The organism is Pontibacterium granulatum (assembly GCF_029961155.1).
GTDB lineage: Bacteria > Pseudomonadota > Gammaproteobacteria > Pseudomonadales > Balneatricaceae > Pontibacterium > Pontibacterium granulatum.
This window is the reverse complement of record NZ_JASBRH010000030.1, coordinates 1-24478: the sequence shown is the minus strand read 5'-3', so window position 1 is coordinate 24478 and position 24478 is coordinate 1. Positions and strand designations below refer to the sequence as shown.

The 24478-nt window shown below is 52.6% G+C and carries 23 protein-coding genes; 2 read left to right on the top strand and 21 right to left on the bottom strand.

The window, feature by feature from the left end; genetic code table 11:
• Nucleotides 1–42 precede the first annotated feature (42 nt).
• The 3 genes from QKW35_RS18985 to QKW35_RS18975 form a co-directional block, all read right to left on the bottom strand.
• On the bottom strand, nucleotides 43–1692 hold the full coding sequence (locus QKW35_RS18985; protein WP_282355683.1) for a Glu/Leu/Phe/Val dehydrogenase dimerization domain-containing protein: 1650 nt from the start codon (nucleotides 1690–1692) through the stop codon (nucleotides 43–45).
• A gap of 88 nt (nucleotides 1693–1780) precedes the next feature.
• The gene (locus tag QKW35_RS18980; protein WP_282355682.1) at nucleotides 1781–2038 is read right to left on the bottom strand and encodes a hypothetical protein; all 258 of its coding nucleotides are present in this window, start codon (nucleotides 2036–2038) and stop codon (nucleotides 1781–1783) included.
• A 163-nt stretch (nucleotides 2039–2201) separates the two neighbouring features.
• Nucleotides 2202–2798 carry a DJ-1/PfpI family protein gene (locus QKW35_RS18975; protein WP_282355681.1) on the bottom strand — a complete coding sequence of 199 codons (597 nt, stop codon included), beginning with the start codon at nucleotides 2796–2798 and terminating at the stop codon, nucleotides 2202–2204.
• A 90-nt stretch (nucleotides 2799–2888) separates the two neighbouring features.
• Here QKW35_RS18975 and QKW35_RS18970 point away from each other — a divergent pair, with 90 nt between their 5' ends.
• Nucleotides 2889–4223, top strand: a complete 1335-nt coding sequence (locus tag QKW35_RS18970) for an aminotransferase-like domain-containing protein (protein ID WP_282355680.1) — start codon at nucleotides 2889–2891, stop codon at nucleotides 4221–4223.
• Nucleotides 4224–4329: 106 nt separating this feature from the next.
• On the opposite strand, the gene QKW35_RS18965 is transcribed toward QKW35_RS18970, so the two are convergent.
• From QKW35_RS18965 to ylqF, 13 genes are all read right to left on the bottom strand, one after another.
• Nucleotides 4330–5952 (bottom strand): methyl-accepting chemotaxis protein, encoded by a 1623-nt coding sequence (locus tag QKW35_RS18965; protein ID WP_282355675.1) that lies wholly within the window; start codon nucleotides 5950–5952, stop codon nucleotides 4330–4332.
• Between the two features lie 298 nt (nucleotides 5953–6250).
• On the bottom strand, nucleotides 6251–6373 hold the full coding sequence (locus QKW35_RS18960; RefSeq protein WP_282355672.1) for a hypothetical protein: 123 nt from the start codon (nucleotides 6371–6373) through the stop codon (nucleotides 6251–6253).
• Nucleotides 6374–6413: 40 nt separating this feature from the next.
• The gene (locus tag QKW35_RS18955; protein WP_282355671.1) at nucleotides 6414–6761 is read right to left on the bottom strand and encodes a RidA family protein; all 348 of its coding nucleotides are present in this window, start codon (nucleotides 6759–6761) and stop codon (nucleotides 6414–6416) included.
• 78 nt (nucleotides 6762–6839) lie between these two features.
• Entirely contained in the window at nucleotides 6840–7187 is a 348-nt protein-coding gene (locus tag QKW35_RS18950; RefSeq protein WP_282355669.1) for a RidA family protein, read from the bottom strand.
• Between the two features lie 259 nt (nucleotides 7188–7446).
• Complete coding sequence (locus QKW35_RS18945) at nucleotides 7447–9630, bottom strand: OsmC domain/YcaO domain-containing protein (protein WP_282355668.1); 2184 nt, start codon at nucleotides 9628–9630, stop codon at nucleotides 7447–7449.
• A gap of 263 nt (nucleotides 9631–9893) precedes the next feature.
• On the bottom strand, nucleotides 9894–11165 hold the full coding sequence (locus QKW35_RS18940) for an MFS transporter (protein WP_282355666.1): 1272 nt from the start codon (nucleotides 11163–11165) through the stop codon (nucleotides 9894–9896).
• Nucleotides 11166–11420: 255 nt separating this feature from the next.
• Nucleotides 11421–12686 (bottom strand): DUF3422 domain-containing protein, encoded by a 1266-nt coding sequence (locus QKW35_RS18935; protein ID WP_282355665.1) that lies wholly within the window; start codon nucleotides 12684–12686, stop codon nucleotides 11421–11423.
• A gap of 828 nt (nucleotides 12687–13514) precedes the next feature.
• A complete protein-coding gene (locus QKW35_RS18925) occupies nucleotides 13515–13742 on the bottom strand; it encodes a hypothetical protein (protein ID WP_282355664.1) in 228 nt (75 codons plus the stop codon).
• Nucleotides 13743–13747: 5 nt separating this feature from the next.
• On the bottom strand, nucleotides 13748–14164 hold the full coding sequence (locus QKW35_RS18920; RefSeq protein ID WP_282355663.1) for a universal stress protein: 417 nt from the start codon (nucleotides 14162–14164) through the stop codon (nucleotides 13748–13750).
• A 209-nt stretch (nucleotides 14165–14373) separates the two neighbouring features.
• Entirely contained in the window at nucleotides 14374–15555 is a 1182-nt protein-coding gene (locus QKW35_RS18915) for a BaiN/RdsA family NAD(P)/FAD-dependent oxidoreductase (protein ID WP_282355662.1), read from the bottom strand.
• Between the two features lie 30 nt (nucleotides 15556–15585).
• A complete protein-coding gene (locus QKW35_RS18910; protein ID WP_282355661.1) occupies nucleotides 15586–15840 on the bottom strand; it encodes a CDGSH iron-sulfur domain-containing protein in 255 nt (84 codons plus the stop codon).
• A 70-nt stretch (nucleotides 15841–15910) separates the two neighbouring features.
• The gene (locus QKW35_RS18905) at nucleotides 15911–16180 is read right to left on the bottom strand and encodes a hypothetical protein (protein ID WP_282355660.1); all 270 of its coding nucleotides are present in this window, start codon (nucleotides 16178–16180) and stop codon (nucleotides 15911–15913) included.
• A complete protein-coding gene (ylqF, locus tag QKW35_RS18900; protein ID WP_282355659.1) occupies nucleotides 16177–17100 on the bottom strand; it encodes a ribosome biogenesis GTPase YlqF in 924 nt (307 codons plus the stop codon). The genes QKW35_RS18905 and ylqF overlap by 4 nt, the downstream gene beginning before the upstream one ends.
• A 266-nt stretch (nucleotides 17101–17366) precedes the next feature.
• On the opposite strand from ylqF, the gene QKW35_RS18895 reads away from it, so the two are divergent.
• Nucleotides 17367–18584: an EAL and HDOD domain-containing protein gene (locus QKW35_RS18895; protein ID WP_282355658.1), complete on the top strand. Its 1218-nt coding sequence runs from the start codon at nucleotides 17367–17369 to the stop codon at nucleotides 18582–18584.
• Nucleotides 18585–18801: 217 nt separating this feature from the next.
• Here the strand turns inward: QKW35_RS18895 and maiA are convergent, their stop codons facing one another.
• The 5 genes from maiA to QKW35_RS18870 form a co-directional block, all read right to left on the bottom strand.
• On the bottom strand, nucleotides 18802–19440 hold the full coding sequence (gene maiA / locus QKW35_RS18890) for a maleylacetoacetate isomerase (RefSeq protein ID WP_282355657.1): 639 nt from the start codon (nucleotides 19438–19440) through the stop codon (nucleotides 18802–18804).
• 109 nt (nucleotides 19441–19549) lie between these two features.
• Entirely contained in the window at nucleotides 19550–20866 is a 1317-nt protein-coding gene (gene fahA, locus QKW35_RS18885) for a fumarylacetoacetase (RefSeq protein WP_282355656.1), read from the bottom strand.
• 200 nt (nucleotides 20867–21066) lie between these two features.
• Nucleotides 21067–21270, bottom strand: a complete 204-nt coding sequence (locus QKW35_RS18880; protein ID WP_282355655.1) for a DUF2783 domain-containing protein — start codon at nucleotides 21268–21270, stop codon at nucleotides 21067–21069.
• A 25-nt stretch (nucleotides 21271–21295) separates the two neighbouring features.
• Nucleotides 21296–22972 carry an FAD-dependent oxidoreductase gene (locus QKW35_RS18875; RefSeq protein ID WP_282355654.1) on the bottom strand — a complete coding sequence of 559 codons (1677 nt, stop codon included), beginning with the start codon at nucleotides 22970–22972 and terminating at the stop codon, nucleotides 21296–21298.
• A 368-nt stretch (nucleotides 22973–23340) separates the two neighbouring features.
• Entirely contained in the window at nucleotides 23341–24261 is a 921-nt protein-coding gene (locus QKW35_RS18870) for a LysR family transcriptional regulator (RefSeq protein ID WP_282355652.1), read from the bottom strand.
• Between the last annotated feature and the right edge of the window lie 217 nt (nucleotides 24262–24478).

Here is a 24478-nt window from a genome sequence, read left to right as displayed (position 1 = left end):
CTGCCTTGCAACAGGATTGTCGCTGGTAAGGCGGTTAAAAAATCAGGGGAAAAGGCCCCGTAACAGTTTCGCCTGGGTAATTCGGTCGATGCCTTCGATCAATGCTGCGGTCCGCATATCCACATGATCCCGCTGCGAACGTTCAAGCGCGGCATGAAACGCCGTGGTCATGATTTTGTGCAGCCGGCTATTAATCTCATCCAACGACCACATATAGTTCTGCGTCCCCTGCACCCACTCAAAGTAGGAAACCGTTACCCCACCGGCGTTTGCCAGCACATCCGGCACGATAAAAATCCCCTTATTGTTAAGAATTTCATCCGCTTCCAGTGACGTCGGCCCGTTGGCACCTTCCGCCAGCAACTTACAATTGATACGTGGCGCATTTTCTGCCGATATCTGATTCTGCAGCGCAGCGGGTACCAGGATGTCACAGGGCAACTCCAGCAACTCTGCGTTGCTGATCTCCTCCCCTTCGGGATAACCCTTCAGGAAACGGTGTTCACGGATGTACTCCAACAGAGAGCCAACGGAAAGACCCCGGGGATTATAGATACCGGTGGTGGCATCACTGACGGCTACGATTTTGACGCCATCCTCGGCGAGGAATCGGGCGGTATTGCTCCCCACATTACCAAAGCCCTGAATCACAGCCGTGCACTGATCCAGCGTCATACCCATGTGCTTAGCCGCATCCTCGATGGTATAAACGACACCCCGTCCGGTGGCTTCTTTGCGGCCGAGAGATCCGCCAAGCACTACCGGCTTACCAGTCACCACCGCCGGTACGGAATACCCCACCTGCTGACTGTAGGTATCCATAATCCAGGCCATCACGTTTTCATCGGTGCCCATATCCGGCGCGGGGATATCCTTGTCGGGCCCGATCATACCGATAATTTCCGAGGTAAAACGCCGGGTCAGGCGCTGTAGTTCCTTACGTGAAAAGCCGGTCGGATCGACCCGCACTCCGCCCTTCGCCCCACCAAAGGGCAGCTGCATCAGGGCGCACTTCCAGGTCATCCACATGGCCAGTGCCGAAACCTCACCCAGGTTAACCTCCTGGTGGTAGCGAATGCCTCCCTTGGTGGGCCCCATGGTCAAAACATGCTGCACCCGGTAACCAAAGACCGTTTCCACCTCCTCATGTTTATCCCGACGGAAGGGGAAGGTCACAACCTGGGTTCGCTGCGGAAACAACAGACGTTGGCGGAAATTGTCGTCAAGGTCCATGATCTGCGCTGCTTTGAGGAACTGCTGCTGTGCCAATCGAAACATGGGCGAGTCCCACTCTCCGCTCTGAGCGCGGGTCCGCTCAATGGCATAGCGAATGGATCGTTCGAGCTGGGCGCTGTTGATCTGCCCCTTAATCAGGTATGCCTGAGCGCCGGACTCAACCGCGCGGGCTGCGAGATTGATGTCCTCCAGGCCCGACAGAATGACCACCGGAATATCGGGTGCTTCTTTGCGAAGGCGCAGAAAGGTATCCAGCTCCTGACTATCGGGTAAAACCAGATCCAACAAGACAACGTCGATTCCACCCTGTGCCAGGCGCGCCAGCCCGGCCGTCAGGGTATCAACATGTACAACATCGAAGGAAACCGCTTCCGCTTTTGCGAGCAGACTTAAGATCAATCTGGCGTGGACAGCATTGTCCTCGATTACCAAGGATCGAATGTTGGAGGAATCCATTGTGAACCGGCCCCCATGGATAAAGAAAACCTATGTTTGGGTAGCCGTGGAACTGGACGTTGAGCCGCCGGAAAACACTGCAGGAGGTCTAATGTTGCCAATTAGCCTGGGCAACCACTGTTGGCAGTATAGCTGCTGTGTAAACCACTTGAGTGCCTGTGTTGATGTGGCTTGCCACATCCGACTCATCCCCTATTGCCACAATCCGCCCGTTATCCACTACCAATGCTGATGCCTGCCCAAACTCGGCATCCACTTTCAGGATCTTTCCGTTCTTCAGCACCAGTTCTGCGCTGTAAAGTGAACCGCTGAACAACAGTAGCAGCACACCGATTTGCAGCTTCATGGGGGACTCTCCTCTCCAGAACCAGTTGAGCTGTCGTAACCAACCATGATCCTGAGAACGCTTTAGTGATCGAATGTTCCACTACTACGCCACCATAACGCGTTTAAGACATGTTTTTCGGAGAGTCGCTCTGATTACGCGTGTTCGTTCATGCCTCGTTTGATTAAAGAAATGGCTCAATATGGCTAATTGCCAATGTCACGTAGCGCTCTTTCTCTCCAACCGGCGCAACATAGTGCATGGCACTTGCCGCTGCATCGATGCCTTCGGTACGTGCGATTACCCATAACGCCAAGTAGGAAGACGCCAGGCAGCCACCCGCCGTGGCAACATTGCCCTGTGCGAAAAACGCCTGCTCCAGCACCTCTATACCCGTCGCCTCAATCCAAGGTTTGGTGGTCAGATCGGTACACGCGGGCACACCCTTCAACAAACCCAGTTTGCTCAATACCAGCGCACCGGAACACTGGGCGCCGATCAGTTGGCGAGATGGACCGAGTCGCAGTTGCGCCATAATCGAGCCATCAGCCACCACGTCACGAGTTTTCATACCGCTGCCTACCAGCACCACATCTGCACTACTCGCTGCGTGCAGATCAATATGTCGCTCCATCACCACACCGTTCATGGACTCCACCCGTTCGCTAGGGCTGGCGATGGATACCCGCCAACCGGGTTTCTTGATGCGATTGAGGATGCCCAGTGCAATCAGGGAATCCAGTTCATTGAAGCCATCAAAGGTCAAAATAGCGATATGCATAACACTGTCCTCGAATCTGTTACCGTTGATAGATCCGATTGTGCACACTAACATCATGACAATAAAATTATTGTCATGGATACAATCCACATGCCTCGCGCCCGTTACAAACAGTTAGTGGACCAATTCGCTGCCGATATCCGCTCGGGTGAGTTGCCACCCGGCACACAGTTACCCACGCACAGGCGACTCGCCGCACAACACGGTATCGCGCTGGTTACAGCTTCGCGCGTATACGCAGAGCTGGAAGGCATGGGTTTGGTCAGTGGAGAAACCGGGCGCGGCACCTTTGTGCGTGAAACCGGACTGCCACCCAACCACGGCATCGATCAACCCGCGATGGCGGATGGTGTTCTGGACCTGAACTTCAACTCCCCTTCACTGCCGGGACAAACCGACCTGTTGCGTAACGCGTTACGTAAACTCGCCTCCAGCGGAGACCTGGAAGCCCTGCTGCATTATCAACCGCACGCAGGTCGCAAACACGAGCGCGCGATCATCGCGGAACACCTGAAAAACAGGCAGCTGTCAGTCAATGCCGAGCAAGTGCTGATTGTGAGTGGCGCCCAGCACGGTCTGGCAACAACCGTGATGGGCCTGATGAAACCGGGGGATGTAGTCGCCGTGGATGCGCTGATCTATCCCGGCTTTAAAGCAGTGGCCGAAGCCCAGCATCTGGAATTAGCACCAATACCGTTCTCCGAACATGGCCCAGACCTGATCGCCTTGGAACAGCTCTGCCAAGCACGATCCGTCCGAGCCGTATACACCATGCCTACACTGCACAACCCGATGGGCTGGGTACTGGGTCTGGCACAGCGGCAACTACTTATCGAGATCGCCCGACAGCATGACCTGATCATCATCGAGGACGCCGCTTACGCCTTCCATGCAGAAGATCCGCCGCCACCGATCGCCGCTCTCGCACCGGAAAGAACTGTGTATGTATCCGGTATTTCCAAGAGTATCGCCACCGGACTGCGCGTTGGGTTTATTACCGCTCCGCCCGAGTGGGTCCCGAGGATTGAGCGCGCCATCCGCGCCACAACCTGGAACACCCCCGGCCTGATGACCATGCTGGCCTGCCGTTGGATCAAGGATGGCACCGTTAACCAACTGGAATTAGAGAAACGCGAAGACGCGCGACAAAGACAAGCTGTCGCCAGACAGGTCTTTAGGGGGATGCATTACATCTGCCACCCAAGCTCCTACTTTCTCTGGCTTCCCCTGCCGGAGGAGGTTCGAGCAGACAGAATCGCCACAGCGCTACTAAACATCAATATCTCCATATCAACTGCCGAGCCGTTTGCGACCGGAGAATATATACCTCACGCCCTGAGAGTGGCGCTAGGCTCTGTAGGCATAGATCAGTTGGATGGGGCGTTGCAAAAGGTACGGGAAGAGATCGAGAACTATCCGTATTGATCGTGGATAGGGTACGGCCAATTAGCCAGCGCTTTATTTTGATCTCCCATAAAAAACGGCCAACGGTCTAACGACTGCTGGCCGGTTCGTTCAGAATGCAGATCGATCAGTACTTAAACTGCTGGATACTCTCTTCCAAATGCGTTGAAAGGGTTGAGAGCTCCTCACTGCTCCTGGCCACAATTTCAGAAGCAGACGCGGTTTCATCGGAGACGTTTGCAATCGTAACCAGATTTTTGCTCATCTCTTCAGCCACCTGGGTCTGTTCTTCCGTGGCCGCAGCAACCTGTACCGCGATATCCCGCACCTGATTTACTTTTTCTACAATCAGGCTCAGCTCGTTACCTGCATGATTGGCACTATCCACACTGGCACGCGCGCCCTCAGTCGAGCGCTCCATCGACGCAACCGCTTCCTTAGCGCCGGTACGTAAGCGCTCGTTCATGCTCTTGATCTCGTTAGTGGAGTTCTGTGTACGCATGGCAAGTTGGCGAACCTCGTCGGCAACCACGGCAAACCCGCGCCCACTTTCCCCGGCACGCGCAGCCTCAATGGCGGCATTCAATGCCAACAGGTTGGTTTGCTCTGAGATGCCCTGAATCTGCTCCAACACAGTTCCAATCTCTTCCGTATCCGATTCCAGCGCCTTGATGGCCTCTGCTGCCATTGCGATCTCTTCTGCAAGCGTTTCTATTTTCTGAATAGTTTCGTCGACATCCGTATTTCCCTCCTCCGCTTCATGGTCCGCCACGTCGGTGGCAGCCGCAGACTGCGTAGCACTTTTGGAAATTTCCTGGACCGTTGCCACCATCTCCGACATTGCCGAAGCGAGCATTTCTGTTTCAACGGATTGCTGACGCGCGCCGGTGCTTGTTTGCTCCGCACTTGATGCCAGCTGCAGGGAGCTTTCTCGAACCTGTTGGCTGGAGCGGGCCAGACTCTGGATCACATCCTGGAATACATCCAGAGTCTTATCGATGGAGGCACTCAAACGCCCAAATTCATCTTTAGTGTCCAGCTTAACTCGCTGTGTCAGGTCCCGGTCTGCAATTTTCAGCATAACCGCTTCCATCTTGCTCAGAGGCCCGGTCACGCTGCGCAGGATAGGTATGGACAGCCCAACCAAAACCAGTGATACCACCAACAGTTGCAAAGAAAAGGAGATCAGTTTTGATATGAATGCCGCTTCGATATCATCCACATAGATTCCCGTACCGATTACCCAGTCCCATTCAGCAAAAGAGCGCACGTAGCTCAACTTGGGTTCCGGTTTACTTGAACCGGCCTTGGGCCACCGATAGGAAAAGAATCCAGCCGCGTCGCGCTTGGACGCCATCCGGGCCATCTGGCTAAAAATTGCTTTACCATCGTCGGTTCGTGTTTGTGAAAAGCTTTTTCCCTTGACTGCCTGATTGCTACCGTGCGCAACGAATACGGCCTTACTATTCAGGGCGAAAAAGTACTCAGCGCCACGATACTTCATAGATTCCAGCAAATGGGTCGCGTTGATTTTTGCTTGTTCTACGCTGATTTGGCCGGATTTACTCTCTTCCGATTCTTGCTTTACAACACCGTAGGCAACATCAACTAAAGACTGAATTTCAGCCTCCCGCGCAGAGTACAGTTCGGTTCTCCAGTCCAGGAGCGCGTAGAACTTCATTGCCACCAACGACATGACGGCAATGCCCACCAGCAAGCCGAGACGATACCGTACGGATAAGTTTTTCATACTACTTCCTTAGTAGTGCAGCCAATAGGGCGCCATCATCCGTGAAAGTAGTTGTAACAAATGGGGAACACGGTAGACGTGTAAGAAGAGCTACAAATCCATTTGTGACAAGGGCCGTTTCCGTCGACAGCGTCGAAAAAACATAGCTATTCACACGCCTTAATAAAGATCGACATACCCTGAAAAGAGCACGCCATGAACGCTACGAACGTTAGAGCATATACAAAAATTTGTACTGCTAAAACAGGGCCGCAACAATTTATTTAACTCAAGCCGCTTACTTGTGCGCGATAGGCTGTTATACCAATCGAGTCATGCCAAAGCGTCCATCCAGATAGAAACCACGATGGATATAGAGAGAGCAACGATCAAGGAAAGAGGAAGCGTTGAGTACCGCTGCACGGGTAATTGAAAACAACACCTACAGAGATTCTTCAACGCTTAAAGGGATAGATATTTGCTTACAAGCTTGCGGTCACGGTCACTTCAACCAATACGACATCACGCGCCATGACGGACTGAACACAGGTACGTGCAGGTGCACAGCCTTCCGGCAACCAGGCATTCCAAAGGTCATTGAAGACAGCAACGTCCTTGTTGTCTTTAATATGAATCAGCGCACACAGGATCTTACTTTTGTCTGTGCCCGCTTCTTCCAGGTGGTCGTCGATACGCGCCAGGACCGACTTGGTTTGGCCCACGATATCTTCGTTCACATCCAGCGCGACCTGGCCACACAGGTACACCGTATCGTTATGGATGACGATACGGCTCACTTTTTCACTAGTTCGTTTACGGATGATTTCCATGATCTGTTTCTCATCAACTTGGTGCGTTTAACTGCACTGGGGTACAGCTAACACATAGGTATTCTGGATAGGCGATTTTTAGAGGGCGGCGATAACAGTTACTTCAACCAGTACCGCGTCATTGGCCATAGTCGATTGCACGCAGGTACGCGCAGGCGCACAACCTTCCGGCAACCATGCGTTCCACAGTTCATTGAAGGTGGCTACGTCTTTGTTGTCTTTAACGTGGATCAGAGCGGACAGCAACTTGCTCTTATCAGTACCGGCTTCTTCCAGATCGCTGTCGATGCTCGCCAATACCGCTTTAGTCTGGCCAACGATATCGTCATTTAAGCCCACTGGGATTTGACCACACAGGTAGACAGTTTCGTTATGGATTACGATACGGCTAAGTTTTGCACCGATACGTTTGCGGGTTAGATTCATAAGCGCTTTACCTTGAAAAGAGAAGACGGCGGGCGCCGGAACATCACAAGATCAGGTGCTCTGTATAAGCGCAGGTGTGATGCCCAGTCCCCAATAACATATCCGCCGAACATAGCACGGACCTGGAAATTGGGGCATTTCATTCATTTTCACATCGTAAAAGCGTTGTTCATACCGTTACGCCATTCGGCATTCGGGCATAAAAAAACCCAGCCTGAATCAGCTGGGTTTTCATGGGATCTAACGGGTGCGTTGCAATTTACTTCGCCGCCCTCGCCGCACGCGCTGCATGCAGCTTCTTGTAACTCTCGATCAGTCGCAGATGCTTATCCAGACCTTCCAACTGCATATTGGTTGGTGTCAGCCCGTGGAACTTCACATCGCCGTTGAGGGAATCAACCACGTTTGCCATCACCTCTTCACCGAACATGCGGCTCAGGTTGTGCAGGTAATCGTCCAGTTCCAGATCTTCATCCAGCGCAATTTCCAGCACCGCGTTCACCGCCTGGTAGAACAGGCCACGCTCAACGGTGTTGTCATTGAACTGCAGGAAGGTTTCCACCAGCTCGATCGCTTCTTCAAACTGCTGTAGCGCCAGGTAGATCAGGATCTTCAGCTCCAGTACGGTGAGCTGCCCCCAGACGGTATTTTCATCAAACTCCACGCCGATCAGGGTGCGGATAAAGGTGTAGTTGTCTTCACCGCTCTCTTCCAGACGCTCCACCAGATCCGCCAGCTGTTCATCATTCAGCGAGTGGATGGTGAGGATATTTTCGCGGAACTGAAGCGCTTTGTTGGTGTTGTCCCACACCAGATCTTCCACCGGATACACTTCGGAGTAACCCGGCACGACGATACGACACGCGGAAGCACCAAAGTCGTCGAAGGTGGCAACGTAAACCTCTTTGCCCATATCTTCGAGGATCTGCATCAGGCCATCACATTCCTCTTCGTTGGTGCCGGAGAAGTCCCACTCACAGAACTCATAATCGTGCTTAGAGCTGAAGAAACGCCAGGAGATCACACCGGTTGAATCGATGAAGTGCTCAACGAAGTTGTTTGGTTCCTGCACTGCCAGGCTGTTAAAGGTTGGACGTGGCACGTCATTCAGACCTTCGAAGCTGCGGCCTTGCAGCAGCTCGGTGAGGCTTCGTTCCAGCGCCACCTCGAAACTCGGGTGTGCACCGAAGGATGCGAATACACCGCCGGTGCGCGGGTTCATCAGCGTCACGCTCATCACCGGGAACTGACCACCCAGAGAGGCGTCTTTCACTACAACTGGGAAGCCCTGTTCTTCCAGTTCTTTGATGCCTGCCAGGATGCCCGGGAATTTCTCCAACACCTCTTGCGGAACGTCTGGAAGTACAATCTCCTCTTCGATAATCTGGCGTTTTACCGCACGTTCGAAGATCTCGGACAGACACTGCACCTTAGCTTCGTACAGGTTGTTACCCGCACTCATGCCGTTACTCAGGAACAGGTTTTCCAGCAGATTGGATGGGAAATACACCGTTTCCTGGTCAGACTGACGTACGAACGGCAGCGCGCAGATACCACGCTCTATGTTGCCGGAGTTGGTATCGATCAGGTTGGAACCACACAGCTCGTCTTCCGGATCGTAGATCTCTAGGCAGTAATCATCCAGCAGACCTTCCGGAATAGAGTCATCCGGATTCAGCACAAACCACTTCTCGTTCGGGTAGTGAACGAAATCGGCATTGGCCAGCTCTTCACCGAAGTACTGGTCGTTGTAGAAGAAGTTACAGCTCAGGCGCTCGATAAACTCGCCCAGCGCAGACGCCAGCGCGCTCTCTTTGGTCGCACCTTTACCGTTGGTGAAGCACATTGGAGACGCAGCATCACGGATATGCAGCGACCATACATTCGGCACGATGTTACGCCAGGACGAGATCTCGATCTTCATGCCCAGCGCTTCCAGCATGCCGGACATATTAGCGATGGTTTGCTCCAGCGGCAGGTCTTTACCCAGGATCATGGTGTTGCCATCGTCCGGCATACCCATCGCCATGATGGAAGCGTCGGCATCCAGGTTTTCAACCGGTTCGATCACGAACTCAGGTCCGGTCTGCACAACCTTCTTCACGGTACAGCGATCGATCGCACGCAGAATGCCCTGGCGGTCTTTATCGGAGATATGCTCCGGCAGCTCTACATGGATCTGGAAAACCTGGTTGTAGCGGTTTTCCGGATCAACGATGTTGTTCTGCGAGATGCGGATATCGTCGGTTGGGATATCACGGGCGTTACAGTAAACCTTTACGAAGTACGCTGCACACATCGCAGACGATGCCAGGAAGTAATCAAACGGACTTGGCGCAGAGCCGTCGCCTTTGTAACGAATAGGCTGGTCGGCAATGACGGTGTAATCATCAAACTTCGCTTCAAGTCTGAGGTTATCAAGAAAATTAACTTTGATTTCCATTTGAGTACTCTTTAGGAATCGTTAGGAGCAAATCGGGTAGCGCTAACTGCCGTGTCAGGGGATTTAAATCCAGCAGCTACAGTGTGTCGGAAGACACATGGATATGGCGCGCATTCTAGCACGATCGATCATATAGGAACGAAAACATTATTTAGATTGCCCGCTGCTTGAAGGAGCACCGAGCAGTTCCGCGCGGCTGTGTTCGCTGACAGCGCAAGAGCCTCGCTGCTCTTACAAAAGAAAGCCACTACGGGAAGGTTGTATCAGGCAACCGCTACAGCCGGTTTCCGATCCGCCCAAGGCTTCTCTTCAACCGGCAGATGGATGATGGCTGACAGCAAGCCGAAACCAACGCCAACCCACCACACCACGGTGTAGCTGCCATACAGGTCGTACATCATTCCGCCCAACCAAACACCCAGGAAGCCTCCCAATTGGTGGGAGAAGAACACCAATCCGTACAGCGTGCCCATATAACGTAAGCCATAGATCTGGGCCACCAGACCGGATGTGAGCGGCACCGTTGCCAGCCAAAGGGCGCCCATGGAAATTGAGAACAACACCACGGTTTCCGGTGTGATCGGATTCAGAATAAATGCTGCGGCAACAATCGTGCGCAGGAGGTAAATCCCCGCCAACAGGTACTTACGGGAGTACTTGTTACCCAACCAACCGGCGGTCACCGTACCCCCAATATTGGAAACACCAATCAGCGCAATCGCGACAGCACCCAACGTTGAGGTAGATGTAATACCGAGGGACTGAATAATGCTGCCCGGCGCCACAGCACTGCACATCTCAGCGATAAACGCAGGAAAGTGAGCGGTAATAAACGCCAGCTGGTAACCACAGGAGAAGAAACCGATAAAGATAAAGGCGAAGGATGGATCTTTAAGCGCTTTCTTCAACACCGCCCCCATCTTCTCGTCCTGATGAGACGCTTTGGCTGGCAGTGGTGCACGCATAAAGAACAACGCCACCAGCGAGACGATGATAAAACCGGCAAAGGCGATAAACACCGACTGCCAAGGCATCTGGTTCAACAATGTTTGAGCAATCGGCGGCCCAACAATCTGACCTGCAGAGCCCGCCGCCGTTGCAATACCCAATGCCAAGGAACGGTGTTTATCAGATGATGCGCGCCCCACTACAGCAAGGATGACACCGAAGCCGGTACCCGCAATGCCAAAGCCCACCAGCATCTCAAGCAACTGATGCTGACCTGGTGTGATCGCAAAGGAAGAAAGCACCAAACCGATCACATAACATGCAGCACCGGCGATGATCGCTTTTCTGTCACCATACTTCTCAGCCAATGCACTGAACATCGGCTGGCCGATACCCCAGAACAGGTTCTGGATCGCGATAGCAAATGAGAAGTCCTCTCGCAACCAGTTGAACTCCTGGGCGATCGGAATCTGAAACAACCCGAATGAGGAGCGGACCGCGAAACTGACGAGGATGATGATACATCCCGCGATCAGAACGGGATTAAATAAACGACCGTTACCAACAGCCACCAACGTTCTATTCACCACTCGCTATACCTGATCTATCTGGAAAGAGTGGTGGATTATACACGACCCGATGCCTGCGCGGATGGCATAGGGAGATCTGCCCTACCTGCATTACCGTAAAATACCCCTTCCCCCTCCTTGCGAATGAAACACCTCTATCGCAGGAAAGCGGCTCTCATTCCCAAGGTTGTTCAGAATGCAGGGAAAAGCCAGATTCGCCTTAACCCTTGGTAACAGGCAGGAAGATTTAGCGGGACCACCTCCATCGGAAGCTTAGTCATCTCTCACGATTTTCATCATCCTTCTTACCGCGAGATAGATAAGAACGATCACAAAAGGCAGTGATAACGTGATTGCTGTCAACAACGATTCCAGCAATTCACCTTCGAGTAATAGGTTTTTTAGCGCTAGATCAACCAAGTCATATAAATAATAAGCGATGACGACGACTGACAGCCCTTCCAGCTTCGCCTGAAGACGCATCTTACGATGTCCCCGGGTATTTAACGCTTCCAACAGCTCTTTATTCTGCTGTTCAATTGCCAGATTCACTTGCGACTGTATTAATTCTGTCGCTCGCGCAATCCTCTTGGACAGCAACTCGATTCGGGTCGCTGCACTTCTGGTAGTTCGCCTGGCAGGGGCCAGGTGCCGGCCTAAAAACTCCTTAATCGTTTGCCGCCCCTCTACCCTTTGTTCATTCAGCTCCTTCATGTAACCCTCAACTAAAGCAAAGTATGCTTCAGTGGCAGCAAATCTGTTTGCTGTGGTTGCAGAAAGCGCCTCCACCTCTGCAGCGAGATTCATCATGCGGGCCAGAATTTCTGAAAGATTCTCATCAAATGACCGCTGGGACAGCGATGCCAGCCTTTGATCCAGTTCCGTGATTTTTGGCATCAACAGACGGGCCTCTGGTAAAGAAAGTAATGCCATGCAGCGATAGGTCTCAATTTCACATATCCTCTGCAAGAGTCGACCTGACTGGCTCGGGCGCATATCCTTATCCTCCACGAGGAACCGAATGAAGCCACTCTCTGGCTGGGCCTCGAAATCAGTGACAATAGACGCCGTGTTGTCCATAACAAGAGAAGAAACCTTATGGTTTCTATTGAAATGACTCGCCCCCCACTCGCCTAAACTTTCAGCATGCCTCGTTGGCATGAAGTTTCGCGCTTTCTTTCTAAACAAAACCTCAACGCCACTTAAGAGCGCACCAGGCAACGATTCAGACCACTCCTCTGGCAATAATAACGGTTGCAGGGTGCCGAATTTATAGAGAGTCAGCGTATAAAACTCATTATGGAGTTCATAACGTAGCGCGTGGGAAGGCTTTCGATAAAACAGAAATCCCGGATGATCATCATCCACTTCATACCCATCTGCACGAATCACCGACAAAACATCGTGTTCGATATCGGTGCTCTCAAGGCCATCGAACAATACGGCAATGTGTACTAGGGAAAGAGGCGCATTAAGGCTTTGTAGCGGACGCGCATGTGCCTCGGCTCTAATCGCCTGTCGAAATTGATAATCATACATTTCAAAAAGATTTCCGTAGCAGAGCTTACAGCAGACCACTCAGCGCCCAACATGACTGCACGCTGCTGTCGATACAGCAATAAGACATTTAGAACACATTGAGCTGAAGAAAGGGGGCTTTCTCACAACGGTACTCAGTGGAGCCCATTTATCGGGATCCATCTAATCTACCGCTGAAAAACCTAGTTTGATGAACGAACGAAGAAAATTTCTTCTTTTTCATCAAAATATATACTGTGCGCTACAGACCGAGAAACAGATTCATCTCCTTTATTCAGTGCACAATCTGTTTCTGACTTCATGTGAGATACCTCAACACGCGTCGACTCATGGATACTGGTTAGAGAGCTAGGTTGCGGGGATTGTTTAATTGTTACCATGATACCCTCCAAAAGGTAATATTTATTATTTTGGTCTACTTATAAATAAGCAGCAGGAGTCATATCAGGCTACAGCAACAAGAAAAGACATTTCTCCTATAAATCAATAAAAAATAAACATTCTTAACATATAAAAAACAAACAAAAAGACAACCGCCCACTAAAAAGAAATACAGCAGACGAAAACACTCTTTACCCGCCCACCTAAAACCGAGCACCTTTATTCTCAAGCAAGCAACTAAACTTCCTGCCCGCACAAAAGCCAGAAGCCCAAGCCTAAGCCTAAGCCCACTGGAAATTATGGAAAACACTCGGTTACGTCCAGACACTCTCAGATGAAGTAGATACCCGTTGCTTTCTTGGCTTTGAAGTTTTTAGGACACTTCGTTGGTATCGATACCACCCAGGATTACCTCAGCAGTACGGTAACCTTCTGTGCCGCTTGGTTTTACCTGCCAATTATGGAACTGATCGGCATGGCTTGTAGCTTGTCGTCACTGCACTGGCCAACGTGCCGTCTATCTGCCTCTAGCATAAGGTCTGCACCAGGCGTTTGGTCATCCGGGCAGATTAGTACAGTTTTGATCTCTGCCTTCGGACGGGCTTCACTCTGGTCTTTCAGCCACTCAAACAGGTCCAGCTCCGGAAACAGGTTGATGGTCGCCGTTTCAACCAACGCAGCTAGCGGACAACCAGGACGGAGATCTTGGCATAGGACGCTACATATCCCGCGTTAGAGGCAAAGATATGTTCGATAAAACCGGGAATATGTGAAGCCATTACAATCAGATCCGCACCGACCTCTTTAGCGATATTGATCAGGTTCTTATCCAGGTCAACCGCCGGGTCAGGGCTGATATGGGCAACGGTGGAGACCGCTTGCAAGCCGAACCTCTCCGCCTGACCAGCCCCAAACTCTTCAAGCTTGGCGCTAAACTCTTCACTGTTATGGGCAACCTCGCTTGGCGCCGATGCCGATACACCGACATAACACACCGCAGTTCCGTAATGCTTCGACAAATCTGCGGCGGTAACAAGCGCTTTTTCTAGGCTTTCAATGTGCGCTAAGTCCACCGGCACCATAATTTTCGTGTACATAGAAACGCCCTCACCCTGGAGAATAAAGCAATGCACTCTATCTCAGTGTTGCAGACGCCCCCCTATACAGCAAATTCGGCTAGCAGGAAGCCTCCCGAACCTAGCACAAAAGCCAGAAACGAAGACAATTCTCCCTCCACACACACCTTTGCCCTGCACTTAATCAGATGCGTGACTCAGCTGTCTTCGTGATAATTACGTAGATACACTTAAACCGCCTGCCCCGCACAAAATCCTGAAGCCCACGCCCACTGGAAGTTGTGCCCCCCCAGGTGTCCGGTTACATCCAAGCACTCCCCGATAAAGTAGATACCCGGTGCTTTTTTGGCTTCGAAAGTTTTCTGGGAGACTTCATTGGTGTCGATCCCACCCAGCGTCACTTCAGCAGTACGGTAGCCTTCGGTGCCACTCGGTTTGACCTGCCAGTGGTGAAACTGATCGGCGATGGCATTCAGTTTTTCGTTACTGCATTGGCCCAGCGTGCCGTCAATCGCCCAGATCTCGCAAAAGGTCTGCACCAGGCGTTTGGTCATCAGGGTTGCAAGTACCGTTTTGATCTCTGCCTTCGGCCGGGCTTCACGCTGCTCTTTTAGCCACTCAAGCAGGTCCAGTTCCGGGAACAGGTTGACAGTCACCGCTTTACCCGGCTCCCAGTATGAGGAGATCTGCAGTACCGCGGGACCACTCAGGCCACGGTGAGTGAACAACATACTCTCTTTGAAGGTGGTTTTGCCGTAGCTGATCTCAACCGGATCGTGGGAGATGCCCGAGAGCGGTTTGAAGTGTTCCAGCTCCTGCGGTTGCAGGGTAAACGGCACCAGCGCAGCACGGCGTTCCAGCACCTTCATGCCAAACTGCTCTGCTACGTCAAAGGCAAATGCAGTGGCACCGCCATTCGGAATCGACAGGCCACCGGTGGCTATTACCAGCGATTCACAGCGGATTGGACCTTTGGAGGTTTCGATTTGGTAACCACCTTCGACCTGCTCGATACCCTTCACTTCGGTTTCGGTCTGTAGGGTTACACCCGCCCAGTCGCACTCGGTCAGCAGCAGTTGCAGGATCTCTTTGCTGGACTCATTGCAGAACAGCTGGCCCAATGTCTTTTCGTGGTATTCGATACCGTGGCGGTCCACCAGCTCGATAAAGTCCTGTGCGGAATATCGGCTGAGGGCAGACTTACAGAAATGCGGGTTGGCCGAGATAAAGTTGGCCGGGCCGTTGTGAATATTGGTGAAGTTGCAGCGTCCACCACCAGACATCAGGATCTTACGACCGATCTTTTTGGTGTGTTCGATAACCAGCACCGAACGGCCACGATAGCCTGCGGTGGCTGCACACATGAGTCCGGATGCACCGGCACCCACAATAAGAACGTCGTACTGCTGCAAGGGAGCTGCCTCGATGGTGATGAAAGGCGGCTATTCTACTTTTTTCTTGCTGTGGGAGCCATCACAGAGCGGCGGTGTGCCGGTTTGTTTACACATACAGAGCCAGACGGGGCCACTTTTTTCAGCGACGAATACGATGGGATCGATACCGGTTCCCTGGTGAGAACCGTCACAGAAGGGTTGGGAGTTGGATCGCCCGCAGGCACACCAAGTATAAGTTTCTCCCTCCACCAAATCGACTTGTATGGGCGAGTGCCCGGCTCGATGAACGGGTGAGTGAGACATGGTTTGATCTCCGGTTGTCTGTACCCCAAAAATAGAAGAGGGTTAACAGGAGATCAAACCATCAACAACACTAATCGTCTTTCTTTTCGGCGTTCAGCTTACGGATCTTATCCGCCAGACGACCGCCTTTACGCTGGTCGGAGGAATCCTGCTTCTTCGCAGCTTCCTGTTTTTCAAGCTCTTTCTGATAAACAGACTTAGGCTTTTTGCTGTCCTTCTGCGCCTTACGCTTGCGGGATTCGTAGCTGTTCGGGTTTGCCAGACGTTCAGCTTTGGTTGGCCCCGCATCTTCCTGGATGTATTGCGATACGTGGCGACGTTTTTTCTTGGTACGGCTCATTTTTTCTCCTGTTGCTCCGCTTCAGCCAGTGCCGCTGCTTCGGCTTCTGCTTCAAGTCGGGCAATCTCTGCCAGACGGTGTTTCTCTTCCCACTCGGCTACTGTCTCAAACGTAAGACAGCCAAGTTTGCCGGAACGCATCTCGTGCAGCAGCACTTCAGATGCCTTATGAATATCGATCACGCCACCGGGGCGCAGACCACCGCGTTTGCGGCCGATCTCTTCCAGCAGCTTGTCGGCGCTTTCCGGCAGTGCTTTTAGTTTGTAACGCTCCATGGCGCGTTCAGGATAGTCGGTCAGCATAAAACCGGCCGCGAACAGCGCCACGTCTTCGTAATCGATTGCGGTGTCTTTGATCGCACCACTCGCGGCCAGGCGGTAACCGGAATCCTTGTCTTCGATCTTCGGCCACAGGATCCCCGGCGTGTCGGATAGTGCCATGCCATTTTTGGTGGTGAAGCGGGTCTGACTCTTGGTCACAGCAGGTTCATTACCCACCTTAGCGATACGCTTACCCAGCAACGCATTGATCATGGTGGACTTACCCACGTTTGGGATACCCATGATCATGGCACGCACTGGACGACTTGCATTGGAACGCGCCGGCGCCAGCTTTTTGCACATATCCGGAATGCGGTTGATCTGTTTTTTCTGCTCGTAGTCGATCGCTACAGCCATGGTATCTGGCTGCGCGTTGAAGTAATCGAGCCACTCCTTGGTGCGCTTTGGATCAGCCAAATCGCTTTTATTCAGGAGTTTAAGTGCCGGTTTCCCTTTACGCAGGGAGTCCACCAGCGGGTTTTCGCTGGACTGCGGCAATCGTGCGTCCAGTACCTCGATGATGACGTCAATTTCGTCCATCACCTTGGCAATCTCTTTCCGCGCCTTATGCATGTGGCCCGGAAACCAGTTGATACTCATCGTATAGTTCTTAATCAGGATAAAGTTGAATGGGCGTATTATACCTATGATTGGCCGGACTTACCCGATCGATTCTTGGATTAGGCATCTGCGGCCTTTGCGACGCCTTTCAACAGCCTAAAACAGACACGTAACATCACCTGTCACATCCAATCATCTTTCCGGAAGAACTATCTTCCAGCACTATCCGAGGCTACACTTAGAAACCACTCTACTTAGGTTTATTAATCTTGCCGAAGCTGGTCTGCACGGAGAAATAAGAAACAATGGATTCCAGCCCTCGCGGCCAGGTATTGATGGCCCGTCAACCGATCTTCGACAGCGGCCAGAAGGTAATCGCTTACGAACTCCTGTACCGCAACGATCAGGACACCGAAAACGCAGTTTTCCGTGACGCCAGCGCCACCATCGAGGTGCTGCTTAACGCCTACACCAGTATCAGTGATGCAGGCTCTGTGAAACGCGTGCCGGCGTTTATCAATATCAGCGAAGACATGCTGACCAACGACGCTTTTCCTGAGCTGCCGCGCAAGCAGGTGGTGATCGAGATACCCGCCACCGTCAAACCAACCACAGAGATAGTCAAAGCGATCTTTTCGCTGGCACGCGATGGCTACCGCTTGGTACTAGATAACTACACCAACGATCCTCGCTTTGATCCGATCCTTAAGATCGTCCACATGGTGAAAGTGGACGTCTCAGCGCTGAGCGATGAAGAGATGCACGAATGCGTATCCCGACTGCGCTTCTTCAAGGTCACGCCTATCGCGATCAAAATTGAGAGCGGCGACAAACTGCTCAGCTGCAGCCAGATGGGTTTCAAGCTCTTTCAGGGCCATTTCCTAAGCCGTCCTAAGCTGGTTAAGGGCAAGAAGCTGGAATCTAACGCCGCCACACTGATGCAGCTGATGCAAGCGATCAACCGACCGGATGTCACACCAGAAGACCTGGAAAAGCTGATCATCCAGGACCCGGTACTCACCTTTAAGATGCTGCGCATCGTGAACTCTGCCGCCTACTCGCTGGTACGTAAGGTGGAGTCGATCACCGATGCAGTGGTTCTTCTGGGAATGGAGCAGATTCGCCGCTGGGTAACCCTGATCTCCATGACCAGCCACGACGACAAGCCGGAAGAGCTCTGTCGCATGTTGCTGATTCGTGGTGCCATGTGTGAGGCACTGGCCCGCGCAACCGATCAGCGCAACGCGGGTAGTTACTTTATGGCGGGTATGATGTCCGGCCTGCATGCCCTGCTGGGCATCGATCAGGCATCACTGCTGGAGCAGGTCCCACTGGCTGACGACATTCAGGATGCGGTACGCGACTACGCGGGTCCTATCGGTGAAACCCTGAAAGCGGTCATCGCCTACGAGAGTGGTAACTGGAACGAACTGCCGCTGGATATGGATATCGATCTGTATGAGAGTGCATATCGAAGCAGCCTGCAGTGGACACAGGAAGCGATGCAGGCGATACGCGACTAACTATACTCAATCTTCTTAACACACATAAAAGTGTAGGTTGGCCTTCGCAACGCGAAGCCCAACAGTTAGAGGCAACGTTGAGTAGGCGTGTTGGGCATCGTTCCGCGATGGCCAACCTACAATCGGATCGCGCTATCGGTTTCGATGAACCATAAAAAAGCCGCAGTGGGTTTCCCTCTGCGGCTTTTCTAATTCCAAAACAGTGTCGGACTAGATGTTAAGCACCGGGCTGTAAATCCGGATGCGCGTCGGCAAATGCCTTGATCTCGTTGCACGCCTCAGCAATGCGGGAGATGGTTGGGTACACGCTCATATCCACTTTAAAGCGGTTGGCGTTAAACACCTGCGGCACCAGGCATACATCCGCCAGCGTTGGGGTGTCACCGTGGCAGAACTTACCGGTCTGCTCAGACTCAGCAAGACGCTTCTCCAGTGCTGCGAAACCTTCCATCACCCAGTGCTGATACCACTGAATCTTCTGCTCTTCCGAAACGCCGAATTCACCCACCAGATATTTCAGGATACGCAGGTTGTTCACCGGGTGAATATCGCAAGCGATCAGCTGTGCCAGGCTACGCACACGTGCCTTCCCAGCCGCGTCCGCTGGCAACAGCGCAACGGTTTCAGGGTATGCGTCATCCAGGTACTCACAGATGCTGAGCGACTGATTGAACATCTCACCGTTGTCTTCCATGGACGGTACGAAACCTTGTGCATTGCGGGCACGGTTCTCGTCGCCCCCCTGCTCGCCTTTCAGCAGGTTTACCGGGATCTGCTCGTAATCCATGCCTTTCAGGTTCAGCGCGATACGCACGCGGTACGCGGCAGAGGAACGGCAGTAATCGTAAAGAATCATTTTTAGTTCCTTTTGAAACCGGAGCCAGTCGCCCTCGGAGAGGGCTGCTACAAAGTGCTCCGTAGCAGCGGTCTCCGACCGCGACATGGCGGCTAACTCGATCGATTGCTTAAGCTTTCGCCGGCAGCACAGTACCTACAACTTCACCGAAGCCGATGCGTGCAGCACCATCTTTCGCACAGAAGCCACGCATGATTACAGCATCGCCGTCTTCCAGGAAGGTACGGGTTTCGCCGTTTTCCAGGGTCAGCGGCTCTTTACCACCACGGGTCAGCTCCAGCAGGGAACCGGCTTCGTCATGCTGAGGACCAGACTGCGTACCGGAACCGAAGAAGTCACCCGGCTTCATGTTACAGCCGTTTACAGTGTGATGAGCCACCATCTGTGCAACGGTCCAGTAGGAGTGTACGAAGCTGGATTCAGACAGTTTCGCCGGTGCCTGCCCTTCAGCGCGCATCTTCTCGGATTCCAGCAGCACTTCCAGCTGGATGTCGAACGCACCTTCGTTGCGGTTCTGCTCGGACTCCAGGTATGGCAGTGGCTGCGGATCGTTTTCGTCGCGGCTCCAAGCAGTGCGGTATGGTGCCAGCGCTTCAGTGGTTACAATCCATGGAGATACGGTGGATGCGAAGTTTTTCGCCAGGAATGGACCCAGTGGCTGGTATTCCCATGCCTGGATATCACGTGCAGACCAGTCATTGAACAGACACATGCCAAATATGTGATCGTCAGCGTCGTCCAGTGCGATCACATCACCCAGCTCGGTACCTTTACCGATGTAGATACCCATCTCCAGCTCGTAGTCCAGACGCTTACAAGGGCCGAAGCTTGGCTCGGTCGCATCCGGTGCCTTGGTCTGGCCCTTTGGACGGTGGAAGGTCTGACCGGACACGTCGATAGAGGAAGAACGGCCGTGGTAACCGATTGGCACCCATTTGTAGTTCGGCAGCAGAGGGTTATCTGGACGGAACAGGGAACCGACTGCAGTTGCGTGAAATACAGAGGTGTAGAAGTCGGTGTAATCACCGATGGTGCATGGCAGGTCGTACTCGGCATCCGCCTGAGCGACCAGACACGCGCTCAGCTTCGCTTCCGCGTCGGAGCCGCTGCGCAAAGCCTGGGACAGTGCCAGACGCAGTGCAGACCACGCTTCGCTACCCATGCCCATAAATTCGTTCAGCGTTGGCGCTGCGCAAGCTTCCGCTGCAGTCTGCGCCAAACCGGAGAATACGCCGACATCTTTCGCTGCTGCGAGGTCCACGATCTGATCGCCGATCGCTACACCACCGCGGAACGCTTCGTCGCTACCCTGGCGACGGAACACTGCAAATGGCAGGTTCTGGATTGGGAAATCACTCTGTGCATCGTTCGCGGACGCTACCCAGCTGGTGAGGTTTAGATCGTGAGTTTCGTTCAGTGCAGGCATTCTGCCCTCCTCCTATAATCTCGTCGTGATGACGAACCCGACTCGCATGTACCTTAACAACGCTATTATATTGGTAACATTTGTTACTGTCAGGTCACCCTAGCATAAAAACAGCAAAGGCCCACCTTTTAAATCGTACGGAAACACTGCCTGAGCACCGTTCCGAACCATTCCAGGTGAGCCTGTTCGTGCGTTATCTATTATTGTGCAGGAATGTGCTTGCGTGCGGTTTGCATCGCTTCAGACAGCACGTCCTGATCACCGATGTGGTTGCACAGCAGCAGAATCAGACGCGCATTTACATCCAGGCTCTGCTCATCGCTCAGATCACGGTGCAGATCAGTCAGTTCCTGATAGAAATCATCCGGACGCGGCAGATTTGGCTCGGTAATAAGTTTACTCATTGTTTTCTCTCTTTCTTATTGTCCGTTACTTACCCAGGGCCTTGTTCTGGGCCGCTACAACTGCAGCTTTATCGAAGCTACGCATACGTGCTGTTACCAACTGGTCAGGACGCATCAGGTAGAAGGTACCGCCCTTCGCATCCAGACGCTCTTTCACAACACCGACGGTGTCGATCAGCAGCTCCACGCCTTCCGGCAGCGCGATATCCATGTCGTGGCTTGCAACGATGTAGGACTTAACAGGAACGTCCTGCGCCGCCAGCTCACCCAGTTGATCAACCATCTCTGCGGTCAGGTCGTTGCGGCTATCAACGAACAGCATGCCGTTGAATACGTTGCCCAGCGCCCCCAGCAGGAAGCTGTCTTCGCCATTACGCTTAACCGGACCATCGGTACATGGCGCACCCACAACCACTTTGCAGTCGAAGCTGCCGTCGTCTTCAGTGTTCAGGGAAGACTCGGTCAGGAACGGTGGTACAGACAGACGACCACTGTTTACCAGAGGACGTGCAAAAGTGTAGTCCTTCGCCAGCCACAGCACCGCATCACGGAACGCACGGTTCGCGCCGTTCTTCGGCGTGATGAAGTCAGTACTGCGAGTGGAATTCAGGATGTTCTCGTCCGCTGCGAAGGTACGTTCTTCAGAGTAGGTGTTCAGCAGGTTATCGCCCGCCTTGCCGTTCATCACCATCTGCAGTTTCCAGGTCAGGTTATCGATGTCTTCGATACCGGAGTTCGCACCACGTGCGCCAAACGGAGATACCTGGTGCGCTGCGTCGCCTGCGAAGAAGATACGACCGTGACGGAAGTCATCCATGCGACGGCAAGTGAAGGTATAGACAGACGCCCATTCCAGTTCGAACTCAACGTCTTCACCCAGGAACGCTTTCACACGCGGGATGATGTTTTCTGGCTTCTTCTCTTCTTCCGGATCAGCATCCCAACCCAGGTCAAAGTCGATGCGCCATACGTTGTCCGCCTGGCGGTGCAGCAGTGTGGACTGACCTTCGTGGAATGGCGGGTTGAACCAGAACCAACGCTCTGGCGGGAATTTCTTCGGATCCATCACGACATCGGCGATCAGGAAGCGATCGTGGAAAATCTGACCCTTGGACTCCAGTCCGCATGCCGCACGGGTTTTGGAACCGGCACCGTCACATGCAATAACGTAGTCCGCCTTCAGGGTGTACTCACCGTCTGGCGTTTCTACGGTCAAGGTGACTTCATCGTCGTTCTGCTCGATACCGGTAACTTTGTTCTTCCAGCGCAGGTCAGCTTTCTCCAGCTCATTTACGCGGTCAACATAGTACTCTTCCAGGTAGTACTGCTGCAGGTTAATGAAACCCGGACGACGGTGGTGCTCTTCCGGCAGCATGTTGAAGCTGTAAATCTGCTCGTTTTCGAAGAATACTTTACCGACGTTCCAGGTTACGCCTTTATCTACACAGCGCTGGCCTACGCCCAGACGGTCAGAAATATCCAGGAAACGTTTGGCGTAGCACACCGCACGAGAACCAACACTTACAGTGTTGTTATCGTCCAGTACAACAACAGGGATGTCGTGAATAGCCAGGTCAATGGCAGCTGCCAGCCCCATCGGGCCCGCACCGATCACAACGACAGGGTGTTTAACCGGCTGCGCAGCGTCTTGGTCTGCAGAGCGGATATAGTCGAACTCAGGAAAAGTGTATGTGTTAAGCATCGCTTTGGCACTCGTATTATTGTTTTGGTATCTGCTCTAACACCTGTGACCTAACCAGGCTTCAAGAACCTGCGAACAAGCCAACGTCCGCGTAGACCTGTTCGCAAACTCCTCGGCAGATCCTTCATTTTTCTGCGTTTGGAATCGCGCTTCGAACAGTATCCAAGATAGCGGATTTGAGGGTTGTGATAATCCCTCCAGAGTGCACAAAATTATTTCCCTGAGAGAAACAAAGTGAAAACAAAAAACCGCACCCAAACACCCTTTTTCTCAATCTATTCAATAGATTAACTGAAAATACGGTATCAGCAGCGCGGTTTCGTCAATAAACGCTACGGCAATAGATTCAACAATCTATTGCCAAATCTTCAGGAATCGGAGGGCCATTCCTGTTGCAGGTTGTTCTCCAGCCAGGCCTGGAAAAATTCAATAAAGTGGCTCACTTTCGGTGAGATATATTTACGGTCCGGGTACACCGCAAAGATAGACAGCTTTTCCGGTTCGTATTGCGGGAAGACCTGCACAAGATCACCAGACTCCACAAACCGGGAAATCACAAAATAGGCCAGGTTAGCGATACCACGATGGGCCAGAACGGACTCACGCACCACCAAACTGTTGTTGGCTTTAACGTCACCATCTACCTGAACGGTGCAGCGACGCCCTTCCCGCTCGAGCGACCACTGGTTGGCGTTAGATGCATGCACAAACACCAGGCAGTTGTGCTTCTTCAGATCTTCTGCACTCTCTGGATGACCGTTCTTTTCCAGATATTCCGGCGTCGAGCAGATAAACATGGGGACTTTGGAGATCTCGCGGGCGATCAAGCTGGAATCCGGCAGTTGTGGATCGGCGATACGAATTGCCAGATCAAAACCATCACGCACCAAATCAGGCGCCCGGTCATCCAGGGTCACATCCACCTGGATGTCAGGATAAGCTTCCATAAACTCGGGAATTGCCTTTGCCAACTGCATCTGGCCGAATGTCATGTTGCAGTAGATACGCAAGACGCCACGTGGCTGCCCCTGCAACTGGGACACCAGGCTTTCAGCCTCTTCCACCTGACTGATGATCTTCTGGCACTTCTCGTAGTAGGCGGCACCCACTTCGGTCACACTCAGGCGACGGGTGGTTCGCTGCAGCAAGCGAGCGCCGATGTGCTGCTCAAGCTGGGAGATCTGCTTACTCACAGATGAACTGGAGATACCCATCTCTTCAGCCGCCAGCGAGAAGCTTTTCAGGTCCACGACCCGCACATAAATTCCCATTGCAGACAATACGTCCATAAGATCTCCTACTCCTGAAAATAAGGCCTTTTAACACTCATTGAGTGGCTTCTGCTGGAGGCCATTTTTGTATCCAGCCAGGCGAAATGAGAGAAGTTTAGTTGCTCTAAATGAACGAATTTCAACGCAGCGGGAGGCAAAAATGGCCCCAGCCCTAGGGTTGTGGCTATAAAAGCGCCCCTCGGTGTTACTCGTCACTTAATTGGAATAACCAAAC

Bases quoted from the DNA above. Each gene is read 5' to 3' on its own strand.
- QKW35_RS18975 (WP_282355681.1), bottom strand. From the start codon at position 2,798: ATGCATATCGCTATTTTGACCTTTGATGGCTTCAATGAACTGGATTCC.
- QKW35_RS18870 (WP_282355652.1), bottom strand. From the start codon at position 24,261: ATGGACGTATTGTCTGCAATGGGAATTTATGTGCGGGTCGTGGACCTG.
- QKW35_RS18905 (WP_282355660.1), bottom strand. From the start codon at position 16,180: ATGAGCCGTACCAAGAAAAAACGTCGCCACGTATCGCAATACATCCAG.
- QKW35_RS18965 (WP_282355675.1), bottom strand. From the start codon at position 5,952: ATGAAAAACTTATCCGTACGGTATCGTCTCGGCTTGCTGGTGGGCATT.
- QKW35_RS18895 (WP_282355658.1), top strand. From the start codon at position 17,367: ATGGATTCCAGCCCTCGCGGCCAGGTATTGATGGCCCGTCAACCGATC.
- ylqF (WP_282355659.1), bottom strand. From the start codon at position 17,100: ATGAGTATCAACTGGTTTCCGGGCCACATGCATAAGGCGCGGAAAGAG.
- QKW35_RS18945 (WP_282355668.1), bottom strand. From the start codon at position 9,630: ATGGAAATCAAAGTTAATTTTCTTGATAACCTCAGACTTGAAGCGAAG.
- fahA (WP_282355656.1), bottom strand. From the start codon at position 20,866: ATGCCTGCACTGAACGAAACTCACGATCTAAACCTCACCAGCTGGGTA.
- QKW35_RS18955 (WP_282355671.1), bottom strand. From the start codon at position 6,761: ATGGAAATCATCCGTAAACGAACTAGTGAAAAAGTGAGCCGTATCGTC.
- QKW35_RS18935 (WP_282355665.1), bottom strand. From the start codon at position 12,686: ATGTATGATTATCAATTTCGACAGGCGATTAGAGCCGAGGCACATGCG.
- QKW35_RS18950 (WP_282355669.1), bottom strand. From the start codon at position 7,187: ATGAATCTAACCCGCAAACGTATCGGTGCAAAACTTAGCCGTATCGTA.
- QKW35_RS18970 (WP_282355680.1), top strand. From the start codon at position 2,889: ATGCCTCGCGCCCGTTACAAACAGTTAGTGGACCAATTCGCTGCCGAT.
- QKW35_RS18875 (WP_282355654.1), bottom strand. From the start codon at position 22,972: ATGCTTAACACATACACTTTTCCTGAGTTCGACTATATCCGCTCTGCA.
- QKW35_RS18910 (WP_282355661.1), bottom strand. From the start codon at position 15,840: ATGTCTCACTCACCCGTTCATCGAGCCGGGCACTCGCCCATACAAGTC.
- QKW35_RS18985 (WP_282355683.1), bottom strand. From the start codon at position 1,692: ATGGATTCCTCCAACATTCGATCCTTGGTAATCGAGGACAATGCTGTC.
- QKW35_RS18920 (WP_282355663.1), bottom strand. From the start codon at position 14,164: ATGTACACGAAAATTATGGTGCCGGTGGACTTAGCGCACATTGAAAGC.
- maiA (WP_282355657.1), bottom strand. From the start codon at position 19,440: ATGATTCTTTACGATTACTGCCGTTCCTCTGCCGCGTACCGCGTGCGT.
- QKW35_RS18880 (WP_282355655.1), bottom strand. From the start codon at position 21,270: ATGAGTAAACTTATTACCGAGCCAAATCTGCCGCGTCCGGATGATTTC.
- QKW35_RS18980 (WP_282355682.1), bottom strand. From the start codon at position 2,038: ATGAAGCTGCAAATCGGTGTGCTGCTACTGTTGTTCAGCGGTTCACTT.